At 71.1% G+C, this 22457-nt stretch carries 19 protein-coding genes; 10 read left to right on the top strand and 9 right to left on the bottom strand.

From position 1 onward, the window contains the following. Positions 1-147: 147 nt before the first annotated feature. The 7 genes from ABZ858_RS31580 to trxA all read left to right on the top strand — a co-directional run bounded on the left by ABZ858_RS31580 (position 148) and on the right by trxA (position 10003). Positions 148-2583 carry a DUF6049 family protein gene (locus ABZ858_RS31580; protein WP_361386325.1) on the top strand — a complete coding sequence of 812 codons (2436 nt, stop codon included), beginning with the start codon at positions 148-150 and terminating at the stop codon, positions 2581-2583. A 45-nt stretch (positions 2584-2628) separates the two neighbouring features. Beyond that, the gene (murJ, locus tag ABZ858_RS31585; protein ID WP_361386328.1) at positions 2629-5064 is read left to right on the top strand and encodes a murein biosynthesis integral membrane protein MurJ; all 2436 of its coding nucleotides are present in this window, start codon (positions 2629-2631) and stop codon (positions 5062-5064) included. 117 nt (positions 5065-5181) lie between these two features. Next, positions 5182-6912, top strand: a complete 1731-nt coding sequence (locus tag ABZ858_RS31590) for a protein kinase family protein (RefSeq protein ID WP_361386331.1) — start codon at positions 5182-5184, stop codon at positions 6910-6912. A gap of 26 nt (positions 6913-6938) precedes the next feature. Then, positions 6939-7664: an RNA polymerase sigma factor SigM gene (gene sigM, locus ABZ858_RS31595; RefSeq protein ID WP_361386334.1), complete on the top strand. Its 726-nt coding sequence runs from the start codon at positions 6939-6941 to the stop codon at positions 7662-7664. Next, positions 7661-8527, top strand: coding sequence for a zf-HC2 domain-containing protein (locus tag ABZ858_RS31600; protein ID WP_361386337.1), 867 nt, complete (start codon positions 7661-7663; stop codon positions 8525-8527). Before sigM ends, ABZ858_RS31600 begins: the two co-directional genes overlap by 4 nt. 129 nt (positions 8528-8656) lie before the next feature. Continuing rightward, positions 8657-9628: a thioredoxin-disulfide reductase gene (gene trxB, locus ABZ858_RS31605; RefSeq protein WP_361386340.1), complete on the top strand. Its 972-nt coding sequence runs from the start codon at positions 8657-8659 to the stop codon at positions 9626-9628. A 42-nt stretch (positions 9629-9670) separates the two neighbouring features. Then, the gene (gene trxA, locus ABZ858_RS31610; protein ID WP_361386343.1) at positions 9671-10003 is read left to right on the top strand and encodes a thioredoxin; all 333 of its coding nucleotides are present in this window, start codon (positions 9671-9673) and stop codon (positions 10001-10003) included. A gap of 92 nt (positions 10004-10095) precedes the next feature. Here trxA and ABZ858_RS31615 read toward each other — a convergent pair whose 3' ends face one another. The 9 genes from ABZ858_RS31615 to rpmH all read right to left on the bottom strand — a co-directional run bounded on the left by ABZ858_RS31615 (position 10096) and on the right by rpmH (position 16929). Continuing rightward, the gene (locus ABZ858_RS31615) at positions 10096-10713 is read right to left on the bottom strand and encodes a GNAT family N-acetyltransferase (RefSeq protein ID WP_361386346.1); all 618 of its coding nucleotides are present in this window, start codon (positions 10711-10713) and stop codon (positions 10096-10098) included. Positions 10714-10923: 210 nt separating this feature from the next. Beyond that, positions 10924-12027, bottom strand: a complete 1104-nt coding sequence (locus ABZ858_RS31620; protein WP_361386349.1) for a ParB/RepB/Spo0J family partition protein — start codon at positions 12025-12027, stop codon at positions 10924-10926. Further along, positions 12024-13097: an AAA family ATPase gene (locus ABZ858_RS31625; protein ID WP_361386352.1), complete on the bottom strand. Its 1074-nt coding sequence runs from the start codon at positions 13095-13097 to the stop codon at positions 12024-12026. The genes ABZ858_RS31620 and ABZ858_RS31625 overlap by 4 nt, the downstream gene beginning before the upstream one ends. A 301-nt stretch (positions 13098-13398) precedes the next feature. Next, positions 13399-14115 carry a 16S rRNA (guanine(527)-N(7))-methyltransferase RsmG gene (gene rsmG / locus ABZ858_RS31630; RefSeq protein ID WP_361386354.1) on the bottom strand — a complete coding sequence of 239 codons (717 nt, stop codon included), beginning with the start codon at positions 14113-14115 and terminating at the stop codon, positions 13399-13401. Between the two features lie 118 nt (positions 14116-14233). Further along, a complete protein-coding gene (locus ABZ858_RS31635; RefSeq protein ID WP_361386358.1) occupies positions 14234-14746 on the bottom strand; it encodes a R3H domain-containing nucleic acid-binding protein in 513 nt (170 codons plus the stop codon). 15 nt (positions 14747-14761) lie between these two features. Continuing rightward, positions 14762-16045: a membrane protein insertase YidC gene (gene yidC, locus ABZ858_RS31640; RefSeq protein ID WP_361386361.1), complete on the bottom strand. Its 1284-nt coding sequence runs from the start codon at positions 16043-16045 to the stop codon at positions 14762-14764. Positions 16046-16048: 3 nt separating this feature from the next. Beyond that, complete coding sequence (gene yidD / locus ABZ858_RS31645) at positions 16049-16402, bottom strand: membrane protein insertion efficiency factor YidD (protein WP_361386365.1); 354 nt, start codon at positions 16400-16402, stop codon at positions 16049-16051. Then, a complete protein-coding gene (gene rnpA, locus ABZ858_RS31650; RefSeq protein ID WP_361386368.1) occupies positions 16399-16770 on the bottom strand; it encodes a ribonuclease P protein component in 372 nt (123 codons plus the stop codon). Before rnpA ends, yidD begins: the two co-directional genes overlap by 4 nt. A gap of 21 nt (positions 16771-16791) precedes the next feature. Further along, entirely contained in the window at positions 16792-16929 is a 138-nt protein-coding gene (gene rpmH, locus ABZ858_RS31655; protein ID WP_003956500.1) for a 50S ribosomal protein L34, read from the bottom strand. A 368-nt stretch (positions 16930-17297) separates the two neighbouring features. Between rpmH and dnaA the strand changes: the two genes are divergently transcribed. From dnaA to gnd, 3 genes are all read left to right on the top strand, one after another. Next, positions 17298-19412: a chromosomal replication initiator protein DnaA gene (gene dnaA, locus ABZ858_RS31660; RefSeq protein ID WP_361386371.1), complete on the top strand. Its 2115-nt coding sequence runs from the start codon at positions 17298-17300 to the stop codon at positions 19410-19412. An 896-nt stretch (positions 19413-20308) separates the two neighbouring features. Continuing rightward, a complete protein-coding gene (gene dnaN / locus ABZ858_RS31665) occupies positions 20309-21439 on the top strand; it encodes a DNA polymerase III subunit beta (protein ID WP_361386374.1) in 1131 nt (376 codons plus the stop codon). Between the two features lie 136 nt (positions 21440-21575). Then, entirely contained in the window at positions 21576-22451 is an 876-nt protein-coding gene (gnd, locus tag ABZ858_RS31670) for a phosphogluconate dehydrogenase (NAD(+)-dependent, decarboxylating) (RefSeq protein ID WP_361386377.1), read from the top strand. Positions 22452-22457 lie beyond the last annotated feature (6 nt).

Below are 22457 nucleotides of genomic sequence, written 5' to 3' on the forward strand. Positions count from 1 at the left end.
GCATCCCCGGATACCCGTACATGCGGGGCGACGGCGGCCTCCCGCCGATCTTGTGGCGGCCTCCGCGGCACTTCCGCTCAGCGCACATCGTTACCATGCGTGGACGCACATTCCAACGACCACTGACGACGAGGGACGGGCGAGCGCGTGGCCGAGGCGGCAGACTTCCAGGGGACCCGTCCCTCACCTGCCCGCCGCTGGCTGCGGCGCACCGGGGCGCTGCTCGCCGCGGCGCCCCTGCTGGCCGGTCTGCTGCAGCTCTCCGCCGCCCCGGACGCGCACGCCGCGGGCCGGGAAGCACCCCGCGCGGCGGCCTCCGGCTCGCGCACGGTGGCGGTGTCCCTCGACTCGCTCAGCCCCGGCGTCCCCTCCGAGGGGGACACGCTGACCGTCTCGGGCACGGTGACCAACAACGGCGGCCAGGCGGTCACCGACGCCCATGTCGGCCTGCGCCTCGGGCCGGAACTGGGCACCCGCTCGGACATCGACTCCGTGGCCCGGCGCACCGGGTTCGATCCGGGCGCCGACGGCGCCGAGCTGGGCGGCGCGTATGTGCAGAAGTTCGCCCGGCTGTCCCCGGGTGTCGCCCAGCCCTTCAAGATCTCCGTGCCGGTCGCCAAGCTGGGCCTCGGCTCGGACGGGGTCTACGCGTTCTCCGTGTCGCTGTCGGGCCGGACCGCCGCCGAGCAGTGGGACCAGGTGCTGGGCATCCAGCACACGTTCCTGCCGTGGCAGCCGGCCGACGCGGGCACGAAGACGAGGACGACCTATCTGTGGCCGCTCGTCTCCCCCGTCCACATGACCTCGGAGACGGGACCCGGCGCGCAGCAGGTGCCGGTCTTCCTCGACGACGACCTCGCCAAGGACCTCGCCCCCGGCGGCCGGCTGGAGCGGATGCTGGCCCTGGGCAAGGACCTCGACGTCACCTGGGTGATCGACCCGGACCTGCTGGCGACCGTCGACGCCATGACCCGCGCCTACCGCGTCCGGACGGCCGGCGACCCCGGTCCCGTGGCCGGCACCCATCAGGCGGTGGCCAAGCAGTGGCTCGCCGAGCTGCAGCAGGCCATCGCGGGCAAGGAGGTCGTGGCGCTGCCCTTCGCCGACCCTGACCTGGCCTCCCTCGCGCACAACGGCACCAGCGTCTCCGGCTCGCTGAGCCAGCTCAAGGACGCCACCGACGTCGCCTCCAGCACCGTGGAGACCGTGCTCCACGTGAAACCGGACACGGACTTCGCCTGGCCGGTGGACGGAGCCGTCGACCCGGCGATCGTCAGGGTCGCCACCTCCGCGGGGGCCGACAAGGTCATCGCGCGCAGCGACAGCCTCCAGGAGACGGGCGGCCTGAGCTACACGCCCTCCGCGGCCCGCCCGATCGGCGGCGGCACCACGGCGGTCGTCGCGGACGCCCGGATGTCGACGGCGTTCGAGGGCGACCTGACCCGGGCCGGCACGAGCACGCTGGCCGTGCAGCGCTTCCTCGCCGAGAGCCTCGAACTCGACGGCCAGACCGGCACGCAGCGCAGCATCGTCGTCGCCCCGCAGCGCATGCCCACCACGGGCCAGGCCCAGGCCATGGCGCAGGCGCTGCTCGCCCTCCAGCAGAGCACCTGGTCCCAGTCCCAGAACCTGGCCGCCGCCGCCAAGGCGAAGCCGGACCCCGGCGCCACGACCCGGGTGCCGTCGGCGGCGGACTACCCGTCCGCGCTGCGCCGGCAGGAACTGGGCGGCCCCGCCTTCGCGGAGATCTCCGGCACCCAGGACGCGGTCGACAACTTCAAGGTCGTCCTCACCGACGAGTCCCGGGTCGTCACGCCGTTCGGGCGGGCCATGAACCGCGAGATGTCCACCGCCTGGCGCGGCCAGGCCCGCGCGGCCCAGAGCTTCCGGGACGGGGTGAAGGCCTACCTCGGCGACCTCTCCCATCAGGTCCGGCTGATCGACAAGTCGGAGACCAAGCTGTCCGGCCGCAGCGCCACGATCCCCGTGACCGTGCAGAACAACCTCGTGCAGGGCGTCGACCACCTGGTGCTGCGGCTCACCTCGACCAACCCCACCCGTCTCAAGATCGGCGGCAAGGCGTACTCGGAACAGCCCGTCGCGGTCTCGGGCGGGCACAGCCAGTCGGTGAAGTTCACCACCTCGTCCAACGCCAACGGGCCGGTGACGGTGATCGCCCAGCTGTACACCCAGGACGGCCAGGAGTACGGCGCTCCCGTCACCTTCGACGTGAAGGTCACCGAGATCACCGCCACCGTCATGCTGGTCATCGGCGGCGGCGTCCTGCTCCTCGTCCTGGCCGGCTTCCGCATGTACACCCAGCGCAAGCGCGCCGCGGCCAGGGACGACACGGCGGCGGGGGACGCGGACGGCTCGGGGGACGGCCCGGACGGCCCCGCCGGGGGCACGCACGGACCGCGCGACGACGGCCCGGAGAACCCCGCGGCCCCTGACGGACGTCTCACGCAGGAGTCGGGCGCCCGGCCCCCGGAGGAAGACCCGGAGCAGCCGAGTGACCCGACACCGGACACCGCATCGGAAAGCGCCGACCCGTCCGGCACGGGTGAGAAAGTGGACCGTTGAGGATGTCGTGGCCCGGAGGGCCCGGGACGATGAGGTGGGGTAACCATGAACGCGCCGTACGACGGTGACCGCGGCCGGGCCGTGGACGGCTCGGGCCACCCCGACGCCCCGCAGCCCGGGCCCGGTCAGGTGCCGCCGCAGCATCCGGCGGACATGTACCTCCAGGACGCCTACGCCGAGGACCCCTACCGGGCGCAGGACCTCACCGCGCAGGACCCGGTCGGCGAGGCGCTGTACGACCGGGCGGCGCACCCGCCGCCGCCACCGGGCAGCTACGAGCCGCAGCAGCCGCTCTACGGCAGCCCGCCGCAGTCGCCGTACGCCCCCGACCCGCGCGTCTGGGCCCGGACCCCGCCGCCGGAGCCGTCGGGCACCACCCAGTACCTGCCGCACGGTGAGGACCCCCGGACCACGCAGTTCGTGGGCGTCGACGACCTCGTCAGCCACTCCGCCGAGGAGCAGCACGAGCCGGACGCCTTCGCGCACCTCTTCCGGGACCAGCAGCAGGGCGGCTACCAGGACCCCCGGCAGAGCGCCTACCAGGACCCCGCCCAGGGCTACCCCGACGCCGGTCAGAACGGCTACCGGGCCGCGGAGCAGGGCGGGCAGTACGGCGGCGGCCAGGCCGCCGCCGGTCCGTACGGCTACCAGGCGCCGCAGCAGACGAACGGGTACGCGCAGGCGCAGACCCCGCCGGTCCCCGGCCCCGCGCCGGTCGCCGGGCAGGTCCCGCTCACCGGTCAGGACCCGATGGGGCCGTACGCCCCCGCCCCCGTCGGCGGCCAGGCCGCTGCGCCGGCCGCCACCATGGAGGCCGCCCCGGCCCCGGTGGCCGCCCCGGCGAAGAAGGGCGGGAAGGCCGGGAACCTGCTCAAGTCGAGCGCCGTGATGGCGGCGGGCACGCTGGTCTCACGGCTCACCGGTTTCATCCGCTCCGCGATGATCGTCTCCGCGCTGGGCGTCGGCGTGCTCGGCGACACCTTCCAGGTCGCCTACCAGCTGCCGACGATGATCTACATCCTGACCGTCGGCGGCGGCCTCAACTCGGTCTTCGTGCCGCAGCTCGTGCGGACCATGAAGGAGGACGAGGACGGCGGCGAGGCGTACGCCAACCGGCTGCTGACGCTGGTCATGGTGGCGCTGGGGGCCCTGACCGTGCTCGCGGTGGTCGCCGCGCCGCTGCTGATCCGCCTGCTGTCGCCGTCGGTGGCGGCCGACCCGGCCGCCGACCAGGTCGGCATCACCTTCGTCCGCTACTTCGTGCCCACGATCTTCTTCATGGGCATCCACGTGGTGATGGGGCAGGTCCTCAACGCGCGCGGCAAGTTCGGCGCGATGATGTGGACGCCGGTCCTGAACAACATCGTCATCATCGTCACCCTCTCCACGTTCATCTGGGTGTACGGCACGGCCGCCCACTCCGGTATGAAGGTCGCCAACATCCCGGCGGACGGCCAGCGCCTGCTGGGCGTCGGCATCCTGCTGGGCCTCGTCGTCCAGGCCCTCGCGATGCTGCCCTACCTGCGCGAGACCGGTTTCCGGCTGCGGCCGCGCTTCGACTGGCGCGGGCACGGCCTCGGCAAGGCCGCCACGCTCGCCAAGTGGACCGTCCTGTTCGTGCTCGCCAACCAGGCGGGCGCGATCATCGTCACGCGGCTGTCCACCGCGGCCGGCAAGGACTCGCCCGCGGACGGCACCGGTTTCGCCGCCTACGCCAACGCCCAGCTGATCTGGGGTCTGCCCCAGGCCATCATCACCGTCTCCCTGATGGCCGCCCTGCTGCCGCGGATCTCCCGCTCGGCCCACGAGGGCGACGCCGGGGCCGTCCGCGACGACATCTCGCAGGGCCTGCGCACCACGGCCGTGGCCATCGTGCCGATCGCCTTCGGCTTCGTCTCGCTCGGCATCCCGATGTGCACGCTGATCTTCGGCTCCTCGGGCACCGGCGAGGCCACCAACATGGGCTTCATGCTGATGGCCTTCGGCCTCGGTCTGATCCCCTACTCGGTGCAGTACGTCGTCCTGCGCGCCTTCTACGCCTACGAGGACACCCGCACCCCCTTCTACAACACGGTCATCGTGGCCGCCGTCAACGCGAGCGCCTCGGCCCTGTGCTACTTCCTGCTCCCGGCCCGCTGGTCGGTGATCGGCATGTCCGCCGCGTACGGCCTCGCCTACGCGATCGGCGTGGGCGTCGCCTGGAACCGGCTGCGCAAGCGGCTCGGCGGCGACCTCGACGGCTCCCGGGTGCTGCGCACGTACGCCAGGCTGTGCATCGCCTCCGTACCGGCGGCGCTGCTCAGCGGCGCGGCCTGCTACGGCATCGGCCGCACCCTGGGCCAGGGGGTCGTCGGCTCGTTCGCGGCGCTGGTGGCCGGCGGGGCCCTGCTGCTGGGCGTCTTCTTCGTCGCCGCCCGCCGGATGCGCATCGAGGAACTCAACTCGCTCGTGGGCATGGTCCGCGGACGGTTGGGACGCTGAGGCAGGGTAGGCGCACAACCATCGTCCGAGGCCGCGTGTCGTGCATAGCGCCGGACTGTGGGCACAATGGGGCTCGGCGTCGGACAGCGCGCGATGGATGGGGAGGCAGGAGCGACGGTGGCGGAACGGAGCACGGCTGCCGTCGACGTGGCAGACACCAGCGGTGACGAACCGCTGACCGCCGAGGCGGACCAGTCCACGGCCGACGGGGTGGCCCAGAAGCGGGAGCGGGACACGGACATCGACGAGGTACAGGGGAGCGGCGGGACCGCGGGTCCCGGGAAGAAAGCCTCGACGCCTGAACTGCACAGCGGCCACAAGCTGGCCAGACGCTACCGCCTGGAGGAGTGCGTCACCCGTCTGGACGGGTTCAGCAGTTGGCGGGCGGTGGACGAGAAGCTCCGCCGTGCCGTCGGTGTGCACGTCCTGCCCGCGGACCACGCGCGTTCCCGTTCGGTGCTGGCCGCGGCCCGCTCCTCCGCCCTGCTGGGCGACCCCCGCTTCGTCCAGGTCCTCGACGCCGTCGACGAGAACGACCTCGTCTACGTCGTCCACGAATGGCTCCCGGACGCCACCGAGCTGACCACGCTGCTGTCGGCCGGGCCGCTGGAGCCGCACGACGCCTACCAGTTGGTCAGCCAGACCGCCTCCGCGATGGCCGCCGCACACCGCGAGGGCCTCGCCCATCTGCGGCTCAACCCCAACGCCGTGCTGCGCACCTCCACCGGGCAGTGGCGCATCCGCGGCCTGGCCGTGAACGCCGCGCTGCGCGGCGCCGGCTCCGACACCCCGCAGCGCACCGACACCGAGGCGATCGGTGCCCTGCTGTACGCGGCGCTCACCCAGCGCTGGCCGTACGAGAGCGACGCCTACGGCCTGTCCGGCCTGCCCAAGGACCTCGGTCTCATCCCTCCCGACCAGGTGCGCGCCGGCGTCCACCGCGGCCTGTCCGAACTGGCCATGCGCGCCCTCGCCAACGACGGCGCCACCGCCTCCCGCCACGAGTCCCCGTGCACCACGCCGGAGGAACTGGTGAAGGCGATCGGCGAGATGCCCCGGATCCGCCCGCCGGAGGCCGCGTTCACCGCGCCGCCGGAGTATCAGGGCACGACGTACCAGCAGGGCAGCTACGGCCGCCCGGCGGCGCGCCCCGGCGTCACCCAGCCGGTCGTGGCGCCGCCGCCCCCGCTGCAGAGCCGCACCGGCAAGGCCCTCAAATGGGCCGTCTCGGCGCTGCTCATCGCCGCCCTGGGCCTGGGCAGCTGGCAGCTCGCGGACGCCCTGATGGACCGCGGCGGCAAGTCCACCAAGAACTCCCAGACCCAGACGCAGGACAGCAGCGACAAGAACGACACACAGCCCAAGCCGGTCAAACCGCTGCCGATCCAGGGCGCCCAGGAGTTCGTCGCCAAGGGCGACTTCCAGCACCCCGGTGACGTCGCCAAGACATACGACGGCAACCCGTCGACGTCCTGGCGCACCTCCACGTTCCTGGACGGGCCGCCCCTCGCGCCGCTCAAGCCCGGTGTCGGGATCGTCTACGACCTCGGCTCGGCGCAGCAGCTGAGCACGGCGTCCATAGGGCTCCAGTACGGCGGCGACCACACCACGGTCCAGTTGTACGCGGCCGACTCCCTGTCACCGTCACCGGCGTCGCTGGACTCGATGCGCAGGATCGGTGAGGTGCGGACCAGCGGGACCACCGCCACGGTGAAGGTCTCCAAGCCGGTCAAGAGCCGGTACGTCCTCGTGTGGCTCACCGCGCTGCCCTACTCGGGCTCCGACCCCAGCTCCTACGCCGGTGCCGGGTACAAGCAGGCCATCACCGAAGTGAAGTTCACGGGCTGAGGCCGCCGGACGGGGAGGGGGGTCCGATGGCGGACGACACCGGCTACGGCGACGCGAGCGACCAGGACCTTCTGGGCCGCCATGTCGCCGGTGACCCCGACGCCTTCGGGGAGCTGGTACGCCGCCACCGCGACCGGCTCTGGGCGGTCGCCCTGCGCACGCTGGGCGACCGCGAGGAGGCCGCCGACGCCGTGCAGGACGCGTTCGTCTCCGCCTACCGCGCCGCCCACACCTTCCGCGGCCAGTCGGCCGTCACGACCTGGCTGCACCGGATCACCGTGAACGCCTGCCTGGACCGGGTCCGCAAGGCGGCCACCCGCAGGACGTCGCCGGTGGACGACACCGAGCGCCTGGAGCAGCTGCTGGAGCCGCACGAGTCGGCCGCGGCGCCCGCCGAGCGCAACGACGTGCAGCGACAGCTCGTCGAGGCGCTCGGCACCCTCCCGCCCGACCAGCGGGCCGCCCTGGTGCTCGTGGACATGCAGGGCTATCCCGTCGCGGAGGCCGCCCGGGTCCTCGACGTGCCGACCGGGACGGTGAAGAGCCGCTGCGCGCGGGGCAGGGCCAGACTCCTGCCGCTCCTCGCCCATCTGCGGCCGGCCGGCTCCGGCGGCGGAAAAGATCCGGGCGCGGGACGGAACCGGCCGCAGGGGGCATCCGTCCCACCGGCAGCGGACCCGCCGGACAAGGGTGCGCGCAGGACGGGACCAGATGATTCGGCCGCGGTGAAGGGCGGAGGTGGGCGAGCGTGACATCCACGACGGATACGGCCGGGCACCCGGACGTCACGGAGATCTCCGACCTCACCGAGGGCCTGCTCACTCCCGCCAGGGCCGAGGAACTGCACCGGCACCTGGCGGTGTGCGCGGCCTGCGCCGAGGTACACGCCTCGCTGGAGGAGATCCGCGGCCTGCTCGGCGCACTGCCGCAGCCGCAGGCGATGCCCGACGATGTCGCCGCCCGCATCGACGCGGCGCTCGCCGCCGAGAGTGACGGCTCCGGCGACGGCACGGGTGTTTCACGTGAAACAGCGGCCGCGGACCGCCCGGCGGGCCGCCCCCGCACCTCCGCCACCGGACCGGGCCGCAAGCCCCGCGCCCGCCGAGGACGCCGCAGGATCGCCGTGCTGGGCACCGCCTTCACCGTCGCCGCCCTCGGTGTCGCCGCCGTGGTACTGGCGGCCCTGCCCGGCAGCGAGAAGCCCGGCACGGCGGTGCAGGGGCAGTCCACCGCACCCCCGGGCACCCTCGCGGAGGGCACACTGGCCGGCCAGGTCGCACACCTCCTCGGGCAGGGCCAGGCGCCGCGGAACACTCCCCGCTCGCCGCACAGCCTCGGTGCGGACACCGGAGCCGGCACCGACCGGCCGAATGTCCTGAAGACCGCTCCCACCGCCCCGGTGCCGGCCTGTGTCCGCCAGGGCATCCACCGCCCCGACCCTCCGCTCGCCGCCGAGCCGGGCACCTACGCGGGCAAGGACGCCTATCTCGTGGTGCTGCCCGACACCTCCGGTGACAGCACCCGGGTCACGGCCTATGTCGTCGACGCCGCCTGCGAGCACCACCCCTCGGTCACGGCCGAGGTACTGCTGTCGCACTCCTACCCGCGCCCCTGATCACCGGGCGCCGCCGTGTGCCCGGCTCCATCGGGAATGCGCGCCCCGTAGGATCCGTTGGGTGGGGTGAGAGCGGTGAGCGAGGCTCCACCGGCCGTAGAACGCAGTCCAGAGACGAGGAACCCAGCCGTGAGCGACGTCCGTAACGTGATCATCATCGGCTCCGGGCCCGCCGGCTACACGGCGGCGCTCTACACCGCGCGCGCGTCGCTGAAGCCGCTGGTGTTCGAGGGCGCCGTCACCGCGGGCGGTGCGCTGATGAACACCACCGAGGTGGAGAACTTCCCGGGCTTCCGCGACGGCATCATGGGTCCCGACCTCATGGACAACATGCGCGCCCAGGCCGAGCGTTTCGGCGCCGAGCTGGTGCCGGACGACATCGTCTCCGTGGACCTCGCGGGCGAGATCAAGACCGTCACGGACACCACGGGCACGGTGCACCGCGCCAGGGCCGTCATCGTCACCACCGGCTCGCAGCACCGCAAGCTCGGCCTGCCGAACGAGGACGCCCTCTCCGGCCGGGGCGTCTCCTGGTGCGCCACCTGTGACGGCTTCTTCTTCCGGGACCAGGACATCGCCGTGATCGGCGGCGGCGACACCGCGATGGAGGAGGCCACCTTCCTCTCCCGGTTCGCCAAGTCCGTGACGATCGTCCACCGCCGCGACACCCTGCGCGCCTCCAAGGCGATGCAGGAACGCGCCTTCGCCGACCCGAAGATCAAGTTCGTCTGGGACAGCGAGATCGCCGAGGTCCAGGGCGAGCAGAAGCTCTCCGGCCTGAAGCTGCGCAACGTCAAGACCGGAGAACTCTCGGACCTGCCGGTGACCGGCCTGTTCATCGCGATCGGGCACGACCCGCGGACCGAGCTGTTCAAGGGCCAGCTGGACCTGGACGAAGAGGGTTACCTCAAGGTCGACGCGCCGTCCACCCGCACCAACCTCACCGGTGTCTTCGGCGCCGGTGACGTGGTCGACCACACCTACCGCCAGGCCATCACCGCGGCCGGCACCGGCTGCTCCGCGGCTCTGGACGCCGAGCGCTTCCTCGCCGCTCTGGCGGACGGCGAGCAGAAGGCCGAGCCCGAGAAGACCACCGTCTGATCTCCCCACCACCCCACCGCAGAACCAGCTAAGGAGCCCGCCGTGGCAGGCACCCTGAAGAACGTGACCGACTCCTCCTTCGAAGAGGACGTCCTCAAGAGCGACAAGCCCGTCCTGGTGGACTTCTGGGCCGCCTGGTGCGGTCCCTGCCGCCAGATCGCCCCGTCCCTGGAGGCGATCGCCGCAGAGCACGGCGACAAGATCGAGGTCGTCAAGCTCAACATCGACGAGAATCCGGACACGGCCGCCAAGTACGGCGTCATGTCGATCCCGACGCTGAACGTCTACCAGAACGGCGAGGTCGCCAAGACCATCGTCGGCGCCAAGCCGAAGGCCGCGATCGTCCGCGACCTGGAGGACTTCATCGCCGAGTGACGTGAGCGGCCGCCGCACGAACGGCGCATGTTTCACGTGAAACACGAAGGGGCCGGCCCCGAGGGGCCGGCCCCTTTCGCTTGCCGCGGCACTCACAGCGGCCGCAGCACGGGTTCCTTCTGCACCGCGCCCAGCAGCCGGTCGAGCGCCATCTCCACGTCTTCCTTCCAGGACAGGGTCGAGCGCAGCTCCAACCGCAGCCGGGGATGAGCCGGGTGAGAGCGGACCGTCTTGAAGCCCACCGCCAGCAGATGGTCGGCCGGCAGCACACAGGCGGGTTCCTTCCAGCGGGCGTCACCGAACGCCTCGATGGCCTTGAAGCCGCGCCGCAGCAGATCCTTGGCGACCGTCTGGACCAGCATCCGGCCCAGGCCCTGCCCCTGGTAGCCCGGCATGACGAAGCCGGTCAGCAGCTGCACGGCGTCGGGGGAGACGGGGCTCGTGGGGAACGCCGCGGAGCGCGGCACATAGGCCGGGGGCGCGTAGAGCACGAACCCCACCGGTACGTCGTCGACATAGGCGACGCGGCCGCAGGACCCCCAGTCCAGCAGCACGGCGGAGATCCACGCCTCCTTCTCCCCGGCGGCCGTGCCGCCCCGCACCGCGGCCTCACCGCTGACGGGGTCCAACTCCCAGAAGACACAGGCACGGCAGCGCGTGGGGAGGTCCTGAAGGTTGTCCAGCGTGAGCGGCAGGAGCCTACGGCCCATGGAGGCTGATCCTCGCTTCCTTCGCCCGCTGTGTCACCAGCGGCCCTCGGTCGATGAGGTGGTGCCGGGTGGACGTGTCGTCCCGATCGCATCGTATCCACGATGGGTTTCCCTCGGCACCGGCCCAAAGCAAAGGGCGGGCCGTGATCCGCTGTACCGGATCACGGCCCGCCCGCGCCGGACTCGCGGCCCGGTGCCTGACGGGAGACGTCAGCCGTCCGTCTCCTCGTCCCCGTCCTCCTGAAGACCGCCCTGGAGGGCCAGCCGCTCACCCGGGGCGAGCGAGCCGAGGATGCGTTCGAGGTCCACCGGCGAGGCGAACTCGACCGTGATCTTGCCCTTCTTCTGGCCCAGCTCCACCTTCACCCGCGTCTCGAAGCGGTCCGAGAGCCGGGTCGCCAGCTCGTTCAGCGCCGGGGAGAGCACGGAACCGGCCCGCGGCCCCTTGGCGCGCTGTGCCTTCTGGGGACGCGAGCCCATCAGGTGCACGATCTCCTCGACGGACCGCACCGACAGGCCTTCCCGCACGATCCGCAGGGCGAGCCGGTCCTGCTCCTCGGAGTCCTCGATCGGCAGCAGTGCCCGGGCGTGCCCCGCGGACAGCACGCCGGCCGCCACCCGGAGCTGCACCGCCGGTGAGAGCTTCAGCAGCCGCAGGGTGTTGGAGATCTGCGGACGGGAGCGCCCGATGCGCTCGGCCAGCTGATCGTGCGTGCAGTTGAAGTCCTTCAGCAACTGGTCGTAGGCGCGTGCCTCTTCCACCGGGTTCAGCTCGGCCCGGTGCAGGTTCTCCAGCAGCGCGTCCAGCAGGAGCTTCTCGTCGTCCGTGGTCCGTACGATCGCCGGGATCTTCTCGAACTCCGCCTCACGGCAGGCCCGCCAGCGCCGCTCGCCCATGATGAGCTCGTAGCGCTCGGGGCCGAGCTGCCGTACGACGACCGGCTGGAGGAGCCCGACCTCCTTGACGGAGGTGACGAGTTCGGCCAGCGCGTCCGTGTCGAAGTACTCGCGGGGCTGGCGCGGGTTCGGCGTGATGAAGTCGAGGGGGATCTCCGCGAAGTGGGCGCCGATCGGCGGCGGTGGCGTTTCGTCGGCGCCGTTCACCGCCGGGCCCTCTGTTTCACGTGAAACAGGGGGCAGGTGCGCCGCCTTCGCCGCGGCCATTCCCCGCTCGGGCGTCAGCACCGGCACCGCGGCCGGTGACGTGGACGCGGGGCCTCCCGCCAGACCGGTGCCCGGCGTCTGCTCCGTCGAGGCGGCAGGGATCAGTGCGGCGAGACCGCGGCCCAGTCCCACCCTCCGTCGCTCGCTCACTGCATCCCCTCCACCATGCTCGGATCGTTCTGTGCGCCGGCGTGGGCGTGTGCGGCGTCGTAGCTGACGCCGGCACCCTTGAGCGCGATTTCCCGTGCCGCCTCGAAGTAGGAGAGGGCACCGCTGGACCCTGGATCGTAGGTCAGCACCGTCTGCCCGTAGCTGGGAGCCTCGGAGATACGGACGGAGCGGGGGATACTCGTCCGCAGCACCTCGTCGCCGAAGTGGCTGCGCACCTCCTCCGCGACCTGCGACGCCAGTCGGGTCCGGCCGTCGTACATGGTGAGCAGGATGGTCGACACATGCAGGGTCGGGTTCAGGTGTCCGCGTACCAGGTCCACGTTGCGCAGCAGCTGGCCCAGGCCCTCCAGCGCGTAGTACTCGCACTGGATCGGGATGAGGACTTCCTGACCGGCGACGAGCGCGTTGACCGTCAGCAGGCCGAGCGAGGGCGGGCAGTCGATGAGGACGTAGTCCAGCGGCTGCTCGTACGCCTGGATGGCCCGCTGCAACCGGCTCTCCCGGGCCACCAGGGACACCAGCTCGATCTCCGCACCGGCGAGATCGATCGTGGCGGGGGCGCAGAAGAGACCCTCGACGTCGGGTACCGGCTGGACCACCTCGGCCAGCGGCTTGCCCTCCACCAGCACGTCGTAGATGGACGGGACTTCGGCGTGGTGGTCGATGCCCAGCGCGGTGGAGGCGTTGCCCTGCGGGTCGAGGTCGACCACCAGGACGCGACTGCCGTGCAGAGCCAGCGAAGCGGCGAGGTTGACGGTCGTCGTCGTCTTGCCGACGCCGCCCTTCTGGTTGGCCACCACGATGAGGCGGGTCTGCTCCGGCCGTGGCAGCCCGTCGCCGGCGCGGCCCAGAGCCTCGACCGCCAGCTGGGCGGCACGTCCGATGGGAGTGTCGTCCATCGGGGGCGGTGTTTCACGTGAAACATTCTCCCCCGTCGATTCGGTACGGGGGCCGGGGACCGGATCGGTCATCGGTCCCGCGAGGTCGGCGTCGGACCGCAAGGATTCACTCTCCTCGACTTCAGGCTCGCAATGAACAGAGCCTCCCATGCCATCGGGGTCATGAACCAGTGAGGTCCGGCGTTCTGTGGAGAAATCCACCTCTGTGGACAACTCTGTTCCCGCTACGGGTGAACCCGGGGACTTTCGGTCGCGGGGCGGGACCCCGGCGCGGCCGCGGTTGATGATGCCGTGCAGCAGTGAGCGACGTTTCACGTGAAACACGATGCACAGCAGCCGTGGCCGATCAGCCGCGACACTCCGTCATACGGAGTCAGGGCAGCTTGTGTGGAGTACGGCCGGTGGCCGGGCCGCCGGTACAGCGGTCGCCGTGCCGACGGCCCGGGGAGGCTCAGCGACGCCGCCGCGTCCGTCCCGTCCGGGCCGCCTTGGCGCGCTTCGCCGCGAAGCGCACACCGCCCGGGCTCTCCCCGACCTCGACCCGCACCACGGTGGAGAGCGGGTCCACGACACCTTCACCCACCTGGAGGACGGAGGTCTCCACCGCGCCGAGCCTGCTCAGGGCGGCCGCCGCGCTCTTCAGCTCCTCCTCGGCCGTGTCCCCCTTGAGCGCGAGCATCTCGCCGTAGGGACGCAGCAGCGGGACGCCCCAGGTGGCCAGCCGGTCCAGCGGGGCCACCGCCCGGGCGGTCACCACGTGCACCGGCGGCAGCTTGCCCATGACCTCCTCGGCGCGGCCGCGCACGACGGTCACATGATCGAGCCCCAGCAGCTCGACCACCTCGGTGAGGAAGTTGGTGCGGCGCAGCAGCGGCTCCAGCAGGGTGATCTTGATGTCCTCGCGCACCAGCGCCAGCGGGATCCCCGGCAGGCCGGCACCGGAGCCGACGTCGCACACCGTCACCCCCTCGGGGACGACCTCGGAGAGCACCGCGCAGTTCAGCAGGTGCCGCTCCCACAGCCGGGGTACTTCGCGCGGGCCGATGAGCCCGCGCTGCACCCCTGCCTCGGCCAGCAGCTCGGCGTACCGGACCGCATCCGCGAAGCGATCACCGAATACCTCACGTGCCTGCTCGGGCGCAGGGGGGAGTTCCGCTGCCTCCGTCACGGGGGGACCGTCCTTCCGTACCGCATCAGCGCACTCGGCGCCGACCACCAGAACTACCAGGCTGACAAAGTTCGGCCCCGTCTGCGCTACAGACGGGGCCGGTGGAACGTGGGACCGCTCAGGCGGGCAGCACGACGACGAAGCGCTGCGGCTCCTCGCCCTCGGACTCGCTGCGCAGGCCCGCGGCCTTGACCGCGTCGTGCACCACCTTGCGCTCGAACGGGCTCATCGGCTTGAGCTTCACCGGCTCGCCGGTGCTCCGGGCCTCGGCCGCGGCCTTCGCGCCCAGCTCGGACAGCTCGGTCCGCTTCTTGGCACGGTAGCCCCCGATGTCCAGCATCAGGCGGCTGCGGTCACCGGTCTCGCGGTGCACGGCCAGACGCGTCAGCTCCTGCAGCGCCTCCAGCACCTCGCCGTCGCGCCCGACCAGCTTCTGCAGGTCCCGGCCGCCGGCGTCGCTGATGATCGAGACCGCGGCGCGGTCCGCCTCGACGTCCATGTCGATGTCGCCGTCGAGATCGGCGATGTCCAGCAGACCTTCGAGGTAGTCCGCCGCGATCTCGCCCTCCTGCTCCAGGCGGGACAGGGCGTCTGCGCCTTCGGCAGCGGCGGAGGTGGTGCCTTCCGTCACGGGATGGGCTCCTTCTTACTTCTTGGACGGGGACTTGGGCCGCTGCGGGCCCTTGCGCTGGCCGGACTGGGCCTTGCTGCGCGTGCCGTTCCCGGTCTTGGGGGCGGGCTTCTCGGCAGCGGCGGCCGGCGTGTCCTGCGGCTCGTCGGACTTGGTCAGCGAGGTGACCGGCTCGTCGTCGTCCTCGGCCCCGGCCGCCTTCGGGCCGCCCGACTGGCGCTGGGACTTGGACTGCCGCTTGGGCTGCTGGCGCCTGGGCGCGGCCACGGTGGTGGTCGTGCCGTCCTCGGACTGCACGACGGCCGCGCTCTCGCCCTTCACCACGGTGCCGTCCGGCTGGGCGCTCAGACCGGCCTTGCCGAGGCCGTTGATGAACTTGCGCTCGAACTCGTTGCGCTCGCGGCCCTTGGCGACGATCGCCTTGACGATGGCCTTCTCGCCCCGGCTGCGGGTCCTGCCGTGGTGCGTGACGTGCTTGAGCAGCCGCTCCAGGTAGGAGGCCTGGGCCTTGGACCCCGGGGTCGGGTTGTTGCGGATCACGTACATCTGCTGGCCCATGGTCCACACGTTGGTGGTCAGCCAGTAGACGAGGACACCGACCGGGAAGCGGATACCGAAGAAGGCGAACATGATCGGGAAGACGTACATCAGCATCTTCTGCTGCTGCATGAAGGGCGTCTTCACCGTGGTGTCGACGTTCTTCGTCATCAGCTGGCGCTGCGTGTAGAACTGCGACCCCGACATCAGCACGATCATGACGGCGGTGACGACCCGGACGTCGGTCAGCGAGGCACCGAGCTTCTGCACGGTGTCGGCGCCGTCCAGGAACTTCGCGGCCAGCGGGGCCCCGAAGATGTGCGCGTGCCGGGCGCTGGCCAGCAGCGAGTCGTTGATGTACCCGATCTTGGTGCCCGAGGCGATGCCGTTGAGCACGTGGTACAGGGCGAAGAAGAACGGGGACTGCGCCAGGATGGGAAGGCACGAGGAGAGCGGGTTGGTGCCCGCCTCCTTGTACAGCTTCATCATCTCTTCGGACTGACGCTGCTTGTCGTTCTTGTAGCGCTCCTGGATCTTCTTCATCTCGGGCTGGAGCGTCTGCATGGCCCGGGTCGCCTTGATCTGCTTCACGAAGAGCGGGATCAGGCAGATGCGGATCAGTACCACCAGGGACACGATGGACAGGCCCCAGGCCCACCCGGTGTCAGGCCCGAAGATCGCTCCGTACACCTTGTGGAACTGGACGATGACCCAGGAGACGGGCCAGGTGATGAAACTGAAGAGGCTGGCAATCGTGTCCACTAATCATGCTCCTTGGGCATGGGACGAGGTCTCTGCGACCGGTCCCGGCGGACGGTGTCCGTCGGGGGCCGGTTCAGCGGCGGAGGGCCCGCCCCTGCGCGCGCGCCATGCGTCACGCAGCATTTCGTGCCACCGCGGGCGCTTGCGCGGCGGGACATGGTCCACGCCGCCCAGCGACCACGGATTGCACCGCAGGATGCGCCAGGCGGTGAGCGCCGTGCCCTTGATCGCACCGTGCCGGTCGATGGCCGTGTAGCCGTAGTGGGAACACGACGGGTAGTACTTGCACACCGGCCCGAGCAACGGGCTGATGGTCCACTGGTACAGCTTGATGAGTGCCAGCAGCGGGTACTTCATCGCGCGCCCCCTCCCAGCAGTCGTTGAAGGGCGGCATCCAGGTCTCGGGCCAGCTGTGCGTGGTCGGCGTCGCCCGCACCGGGCAGCGCTCGTACGACTACCAGGCTACCGGGGGGCAGCAGGGCGACCCGGTCACGCATCAGATGGCGAAGCCTGCGCTTCACCGCGTTGCGGACGACCGCGCCACCCACTGCCTTGCTGACGACGAAACCCGCACGCGTCGGGGGAGCGCTCTCCCCAGGCGCGTGCGGGTCCGTGGCACCGCTACGAAGATGGACGACGAGAAGCGGGCGTCCGGCCCGGCGCCCTCGTCGTACCGCGGTCGCGAAGTCCTCGCGCCGCCTCAGCCGGTTCTCGGTGGGCAGCACGACGTCATGACCTGACCGGGATCAGGCGGACAGACGGGCGCGACCCTTGCTACGGCGGGACGCGAGAATCGCGCGGCCGGCACGGGTGCGCATACGCAGCCGGAAGCCGTGGGTCTTCGCGCGACGACGGTTGTTCGGCTGGAAGGTGCGCTTGCTCACTCGGGGGCTCCAGAAAGAATCGGTGGTTGCGGGGTGCCGTCCTGGCTGTCACCGTGCGCCCACGAGTAGCTCGCAGGTAACGCGCGTGTGCACCGCTTGACCGATCACCTTGACGCGATCTGTGCCCTTCGGAGGCAGGCGGCAGCAGCCATCGACAACTCGACCTGGCTACGGTACGCGCGGCTACGCCATCCGGTCAAACCGCGAGGCGTCGGGCGTCGCTGTCCACAGCCTGGGGACAACAACTTGAACGGTACCCGCCGCGCTGACTACCGTGGGCGGACTCCCATTCGTTCCCTTGTCCCCCGTTTACATCCCGCCCCGTCCCGAACCACACGTTCGTGGGACCCCGTGAGAGAGCGTGCCCTGTGGCTGACGTACCTGCCGATCTTGCCGCAGTGTGGCCACGCGTACTGGAGCAGCTCCTCGGGGAGGGCCGCGGACAGGATGTCGAGACGAAGGACGAGCGCTGGATCCGGCGCTGCCAGCCGCTCGCGCTGGTCGCCGACACCGCCCTGCTCGCGGTGCCCAACGAGTTCGCGAAGAACGTGCTGGAGGGGCGCCTGGCCCCGGTGGTCAGCGAGACGCTGAGCCGCGAGTGCGGCCGCCCGATCCGCATCGCGATCACCGTGGACAGCTCGGTCGGCGAGACCCACCAGGCCCCCGCGCCCGCCCCGGGCCCGCGCTACGAGGAGCAGGAACTGCCCGGCGGCCAGGGCGGCTACGAGGGGTACGGCAGGCACCGGGCCGAGCCGCACCGCCCCGAGCGGCCCGGCCGCGGCGAGCAGCACCCGGGCGGCTCCGGCGACCAGCTGCCGCCCTCGCGCACCGGCCCGCAGCCGGCCGACGGCGGTGACCAGCTGCCGACCGCGCGCCCCGCCTATCCCGCGGAGTACGGCGACTACCAGCGCCCCGAGCCCGGCGCCTGGCCGCGGCCCGGCCAGGACGACTACGGCTGGCAGCAGCAGCGGCTCGGCTTCCCCGAGCGCGACCCGTACGCGACGCCCGCCCAGGAGCCGTACGGCCCGCGCGACGGCTACGGCCAGCAGGACGGCGGCTACGGCGCGCAGGACGGCTACGGCCAGCAGGACGAGTACGGCGCGAAGGACACCTACGGGAACGCCAAGGACACCTACGGGGCCGCGAAAGACACGTACGGCGGCGCGAAGGACACGTACGGGAACGCGCAGGACACGTACGGCAGTGCGAAGGACGCCTACTCGCCGCCCCAGGACTACCGTCAGCGGCCGCCGGAGCGCCCGCCGTACGGCCAGCCGCGCCCCGACTACGACGCCCCGCGCCCGGACTACGACCAGCGCGACTACGAGCAGCGCGACCCCGGCCGCCGGGAGCGGCCCGAGCCGCCGTCCGGTTCCGGGCACGGGCACCGCGGCGGAGGTCCCGGGCCGTCGTCCGGGCAGTCCGCGCCGGCGCCCGGCCCGGGCGAGCCGACCGCGCGGCTGAACCCGAAGTACCTCTTCGACACCTTCGTCATCGGCGCCTCCAACCGCTTCGCGCACGCGGCCGCGGTCGCCGTCGCCGAGGCACCGGCCAAGGCGTACAACCCGCTGTTCATCTACGGCGAGTCGGGCCTCGGCAAGACGCACCTGCTGCACGCCATCGGGCACTACGCGCGCAGCCTGTACCCGGGCACCCGGGTGCGGTACGTCAGCTCGGAGGAGTTCACCAACGAGTTCATCAACTCCATCCGCGACGGCAAGGGCGACAGCTTCCGCAAGCGCTACCGCGAGATGGACATCCTGCTCGTCGACGACATCCAGTTCCTGGCGGACAAGGAGTCGACGCAGGAGGAGTTCTTCCACACCTTCAACACGCTGCACAACGCCAACAAGCAGATCGTGCTCTCCTCCGACCGGCCGCCCAAGCAGCTGGTGACCCTGGAGGACCGGCTGCGCAACCGCTTCGAGTGGGGACTGATCACCGACGTCCAGCCGCCGGAGCTGGAGACGCGGATCGCGATCCTGCGCAAGAAGGCGGTGCAGGAGCAGCTCAACGCCCCGCCGGAGGTGCTGGAGTTCATCGCCTCACGGATCTCGCGCAACATCCGCGAGCTGGAGGGCGCGCTGATCCGGGTCACGGCGTTCGCCTCGCTCAACCGGCAGCCGGTGGACCTGGGCCTGACGGAGATCGTCCTCAAGGACCTGATCCCGGGCGGCGAGGACTCCGCCCCCGAGATCACCGCGACGGCCATCATGGCGGCCACCGCCGACTACTTCGGGCTCACCGTCGAGGACCTGTGCGGCACCTCGCGCGGGCGCGCGCTGGTCACGGCCCGGCAGATCGCCATGTACCTGTGCCGGGAGCTGACCGACCTGTCGCTGCCGAAGATCGGCGCGCAGTTCGGCGGCCGGGACCACACCACGGTCATGCACGCCGACCGCAAGATCCGCGCGCTGATGGCGGAGCGGCGCTCCATCTACAACCAGGTCACCGAGCTGACCAACCGCATCAAGAACGGCTGACGACGGCCGTACGGCAGCGCCGAGGCGCCCTCCGGAGCATCCGTTCCGGAGGGCGCCTTCGCGTTCGGCGGGGGCCTACGGGGCGGCGGCGGGCCGGGTGACCGGTCGGCGGCGGGCGCGGTGTCCGGCCGCCGGTGTTCGAATCAGGGCGAGGTTACGGCCGTCCTCCACAGATTCGCCGACTTTCTTCCGTCCACACGCTGGGGACCGGGAAGTTGTCCAGATCGCATCCACAGGCTGAGCGGTCGGTTCGCGATCTTCGCAGCTCAGCTGCCTGTGGACTCGTGGATGACGACTCTCCACAGCCTGTGGACGAAGCGGGCGTCCACAGGCTGTGCACGGAGTTGTCCACGGGCAACCCACAGGATGTGGGCCGTTGTCCCCAGCGATCGGCGGCTTCTCCACATCCTTGTCCACTGTTCGGCAACGCGACGCACCCGGTCACCGCGTCGAGTGAAAGCCGTCACACCAAGGTGCGGGATTGGGGTGTGGGAAAGCTGGGTAAATCTGGGGACGCAGCTGGGGAGAACTGCCCTCGGGCTGTGGGTGGAGTGTGCAGAACTTCTTGTTCTCCACAGAGACCCCGAGTTGTCCACTGCCTCCGCCCACAGGGCCGGTGGACAAAATTCCCGCTCTGAGCTGGGAAAACGCGGTTATCCACGGTATCCACAGCCCCTACTACTACTCCCAACCGGTAAGAGTGCGGAATCCGTTTCGAAGCGGGGCCTGTGCACAACTCGCGCTCTCGTCGCCTGCTGCCCCTCGGAGCGACTTGACCCCGACCGGCACCTACTGTCAGTGGGGTGCGTCAGACTGGTCCCCGGTGCTCCTCCCGTCACAGCGGGCGGTGCCACCGAGTCGGAGGACTCAGTAGCAACAGCAGGAGGCGGCTTACGGTGAAGATCCGGGTGGAACGCGACGTACTCGCGGAGGCAGTGGCCTGGGCGGCACGCAGCCTCCCGGCCCGTCCGCCGGCGCCTGTTCTCGCCGGCCTGCTGCTCAAGGCGGAGGACGGCCAGCTGAGCCTGTCCAGCTTCGACTACGAGGTCTCCGCGCGGGTCTCGGTGGACGCCGAGGTCGAGGAGGAGGGCACCGTCCTGGTCTCCGGCCGGCTGCTCGCCGACATCTCCCGCGCCCTGCCCAACCGCCCGGTGGAGATCTCCACAGACGGTGTACGGGCGACGGTGGTCTGCGGCTCCTCCCGCTTCACCCTCCACACCCTGCCGGTGGAGGAGTACCCGGCGCTGCCGCAGATGCCGAACGCCACGGGCACCGTCCCCGGCGAGGTCTTCGCCTCCGCCGTGCAGCAGGTGGCCATCGCCGCCGGCCGCGACGACACGCTGCCCGTCCTCACCGGTGTGCGCATCGAGATCGAGGGCGACACGGTGACGCTGGCCTCCACCGACCGCTACCGCTTCGCGGTCCGCGAGTTCCTGTGGAAGCCGGAGAACCCGGACGTCTCCGCGGTCGCCCTGGTCCCCGCCAAGACGCTCCAGGACACCGCCAAGGCGCTCACCAGCGGCGACAGCGTCATCCTGGCGCTGTCCGGCTCGGGTGCGGGCGAGGGCCTGATCGGCTTCGAGGGCGCGGGCCGGCGCACGACCACGCGCCTGCTCGAAGGCGACCTGCCGAAGTACCGCACGCTGTTCCCCACCGAGTTCAACAGCGTCGCCGTCATCGAGACCGCCCCCTTCGTGGAGGCCGTCAAGCGCGTGGCCCTGGTCGCCGAGCGCAACACCCCGGTGCGCCTCAGCTTCGAGCAGGGCGTGCTCATCCTGGAGGCCGGCTCCAGCGACGACGCACAGGCTGTGGAAAGGGTCGAGGCCCAGCTGGAGGGCGACGACATCTCCATCGCCTTCAACCCCACGTTCCTCCTGGACGGCCTGAGCGCCATCGACTCCCCGGTCGCCCAGCTGTCGTTCACCACGTCCACCAAGCCCGCGCTGCTCAGCGGCAAGCCCGCCCTGGACGCCGAGGCGGACGAGGCGTACAAGTACCTGATCATGCCGGTGCGGCTGAGCGGCTGAGCCCCCGTCCCGGCCGGCGGCGGGGGTGCGTATGAGCGCGTATGCCCACGGATGTGCGCAGACGTCCGGGTCTAGGCTCGGACGCGGGTACGCCTGTGCCCCGCACGCCACGTCGGACATCTAAGGAACACAACTGATGGAGCTCGGTCTCGTCGGCCTCGGCAAGATGGGCGGCAACATGCGCGAGCGCATACGCCGCGCAGGCCACACCGTCATCGGATACGACCGCGACCCGGACCTCGCGGACGTCCACAGCCTGCGGGAGCTTGTGGACAAACTGCAGGGCCCGCGCGTGGTCTGGGTGATGGTCCCGGCCGGTGCCCCCACCCAGTCCACCGTCGACGAGCTGGCCGAGCTGCTCGAACCCGGTGACGTGGTCGTGGACGGCGGCAACTCCCGCTGGACCGACGACGAGAAGCACGCCGGGCAGCTGGCCGCCAAGGGCATCGGCTTCGTCGACTGCGGTGTCTCCGGCGGTGTGTGGGGCCTCAAGAACGGCTACGCGCTGATGTACGGCGGCGACGCGGAGGACATCGCCAAGGTGCGGCCCGTCTTCGACGCCCTCAAGCCGGAGGGCGACTTCGGCTCGGTGCACGCGGGCCGGGTCGGTGCGGGCCACTTCGCGAAGATGGTCCACAACGGCATCGAGTACGCGATGATGCAGGCGTACGCCGAGGGCTGGGAGCTGCTGGAGAAGGTCGACTCCGTGGACAACGTCCGCGAGGTCTTCCGCTCCTGGCAGGAGGGCACCGTCATCCGCTCCTGGCTGCTCGACCTCGCGGTGAACGCGCTGGACGAGGACGAGCACCTGAACAAGCTGCGCGGCTACGCGGAGGACTCGGGCGAGGGCCGCTGGACCGTGGAGGCGGCCATCGACAACGCGGTGCCGCTGCCCGCGATCACCGCCTCGCTGTTCGCGCGGTTCGCCTCCCGCCAGGAGGACTCGCCGCAGATGAAGATGATCGCCGCGCTGCGCAACCAGTTCGGCGGCCACGCCGTCGAGAAGAAGTAGCCCACG

Source organism: Streptomyces sp. NPDC047017, from assembly GCF_040644175.1.
Classification (GTDB): domain Bacteria; phylum Actinomycetota; class Actinomycetes; order Streptomycetales; family Streptomycetaceae; genus Streptomyces.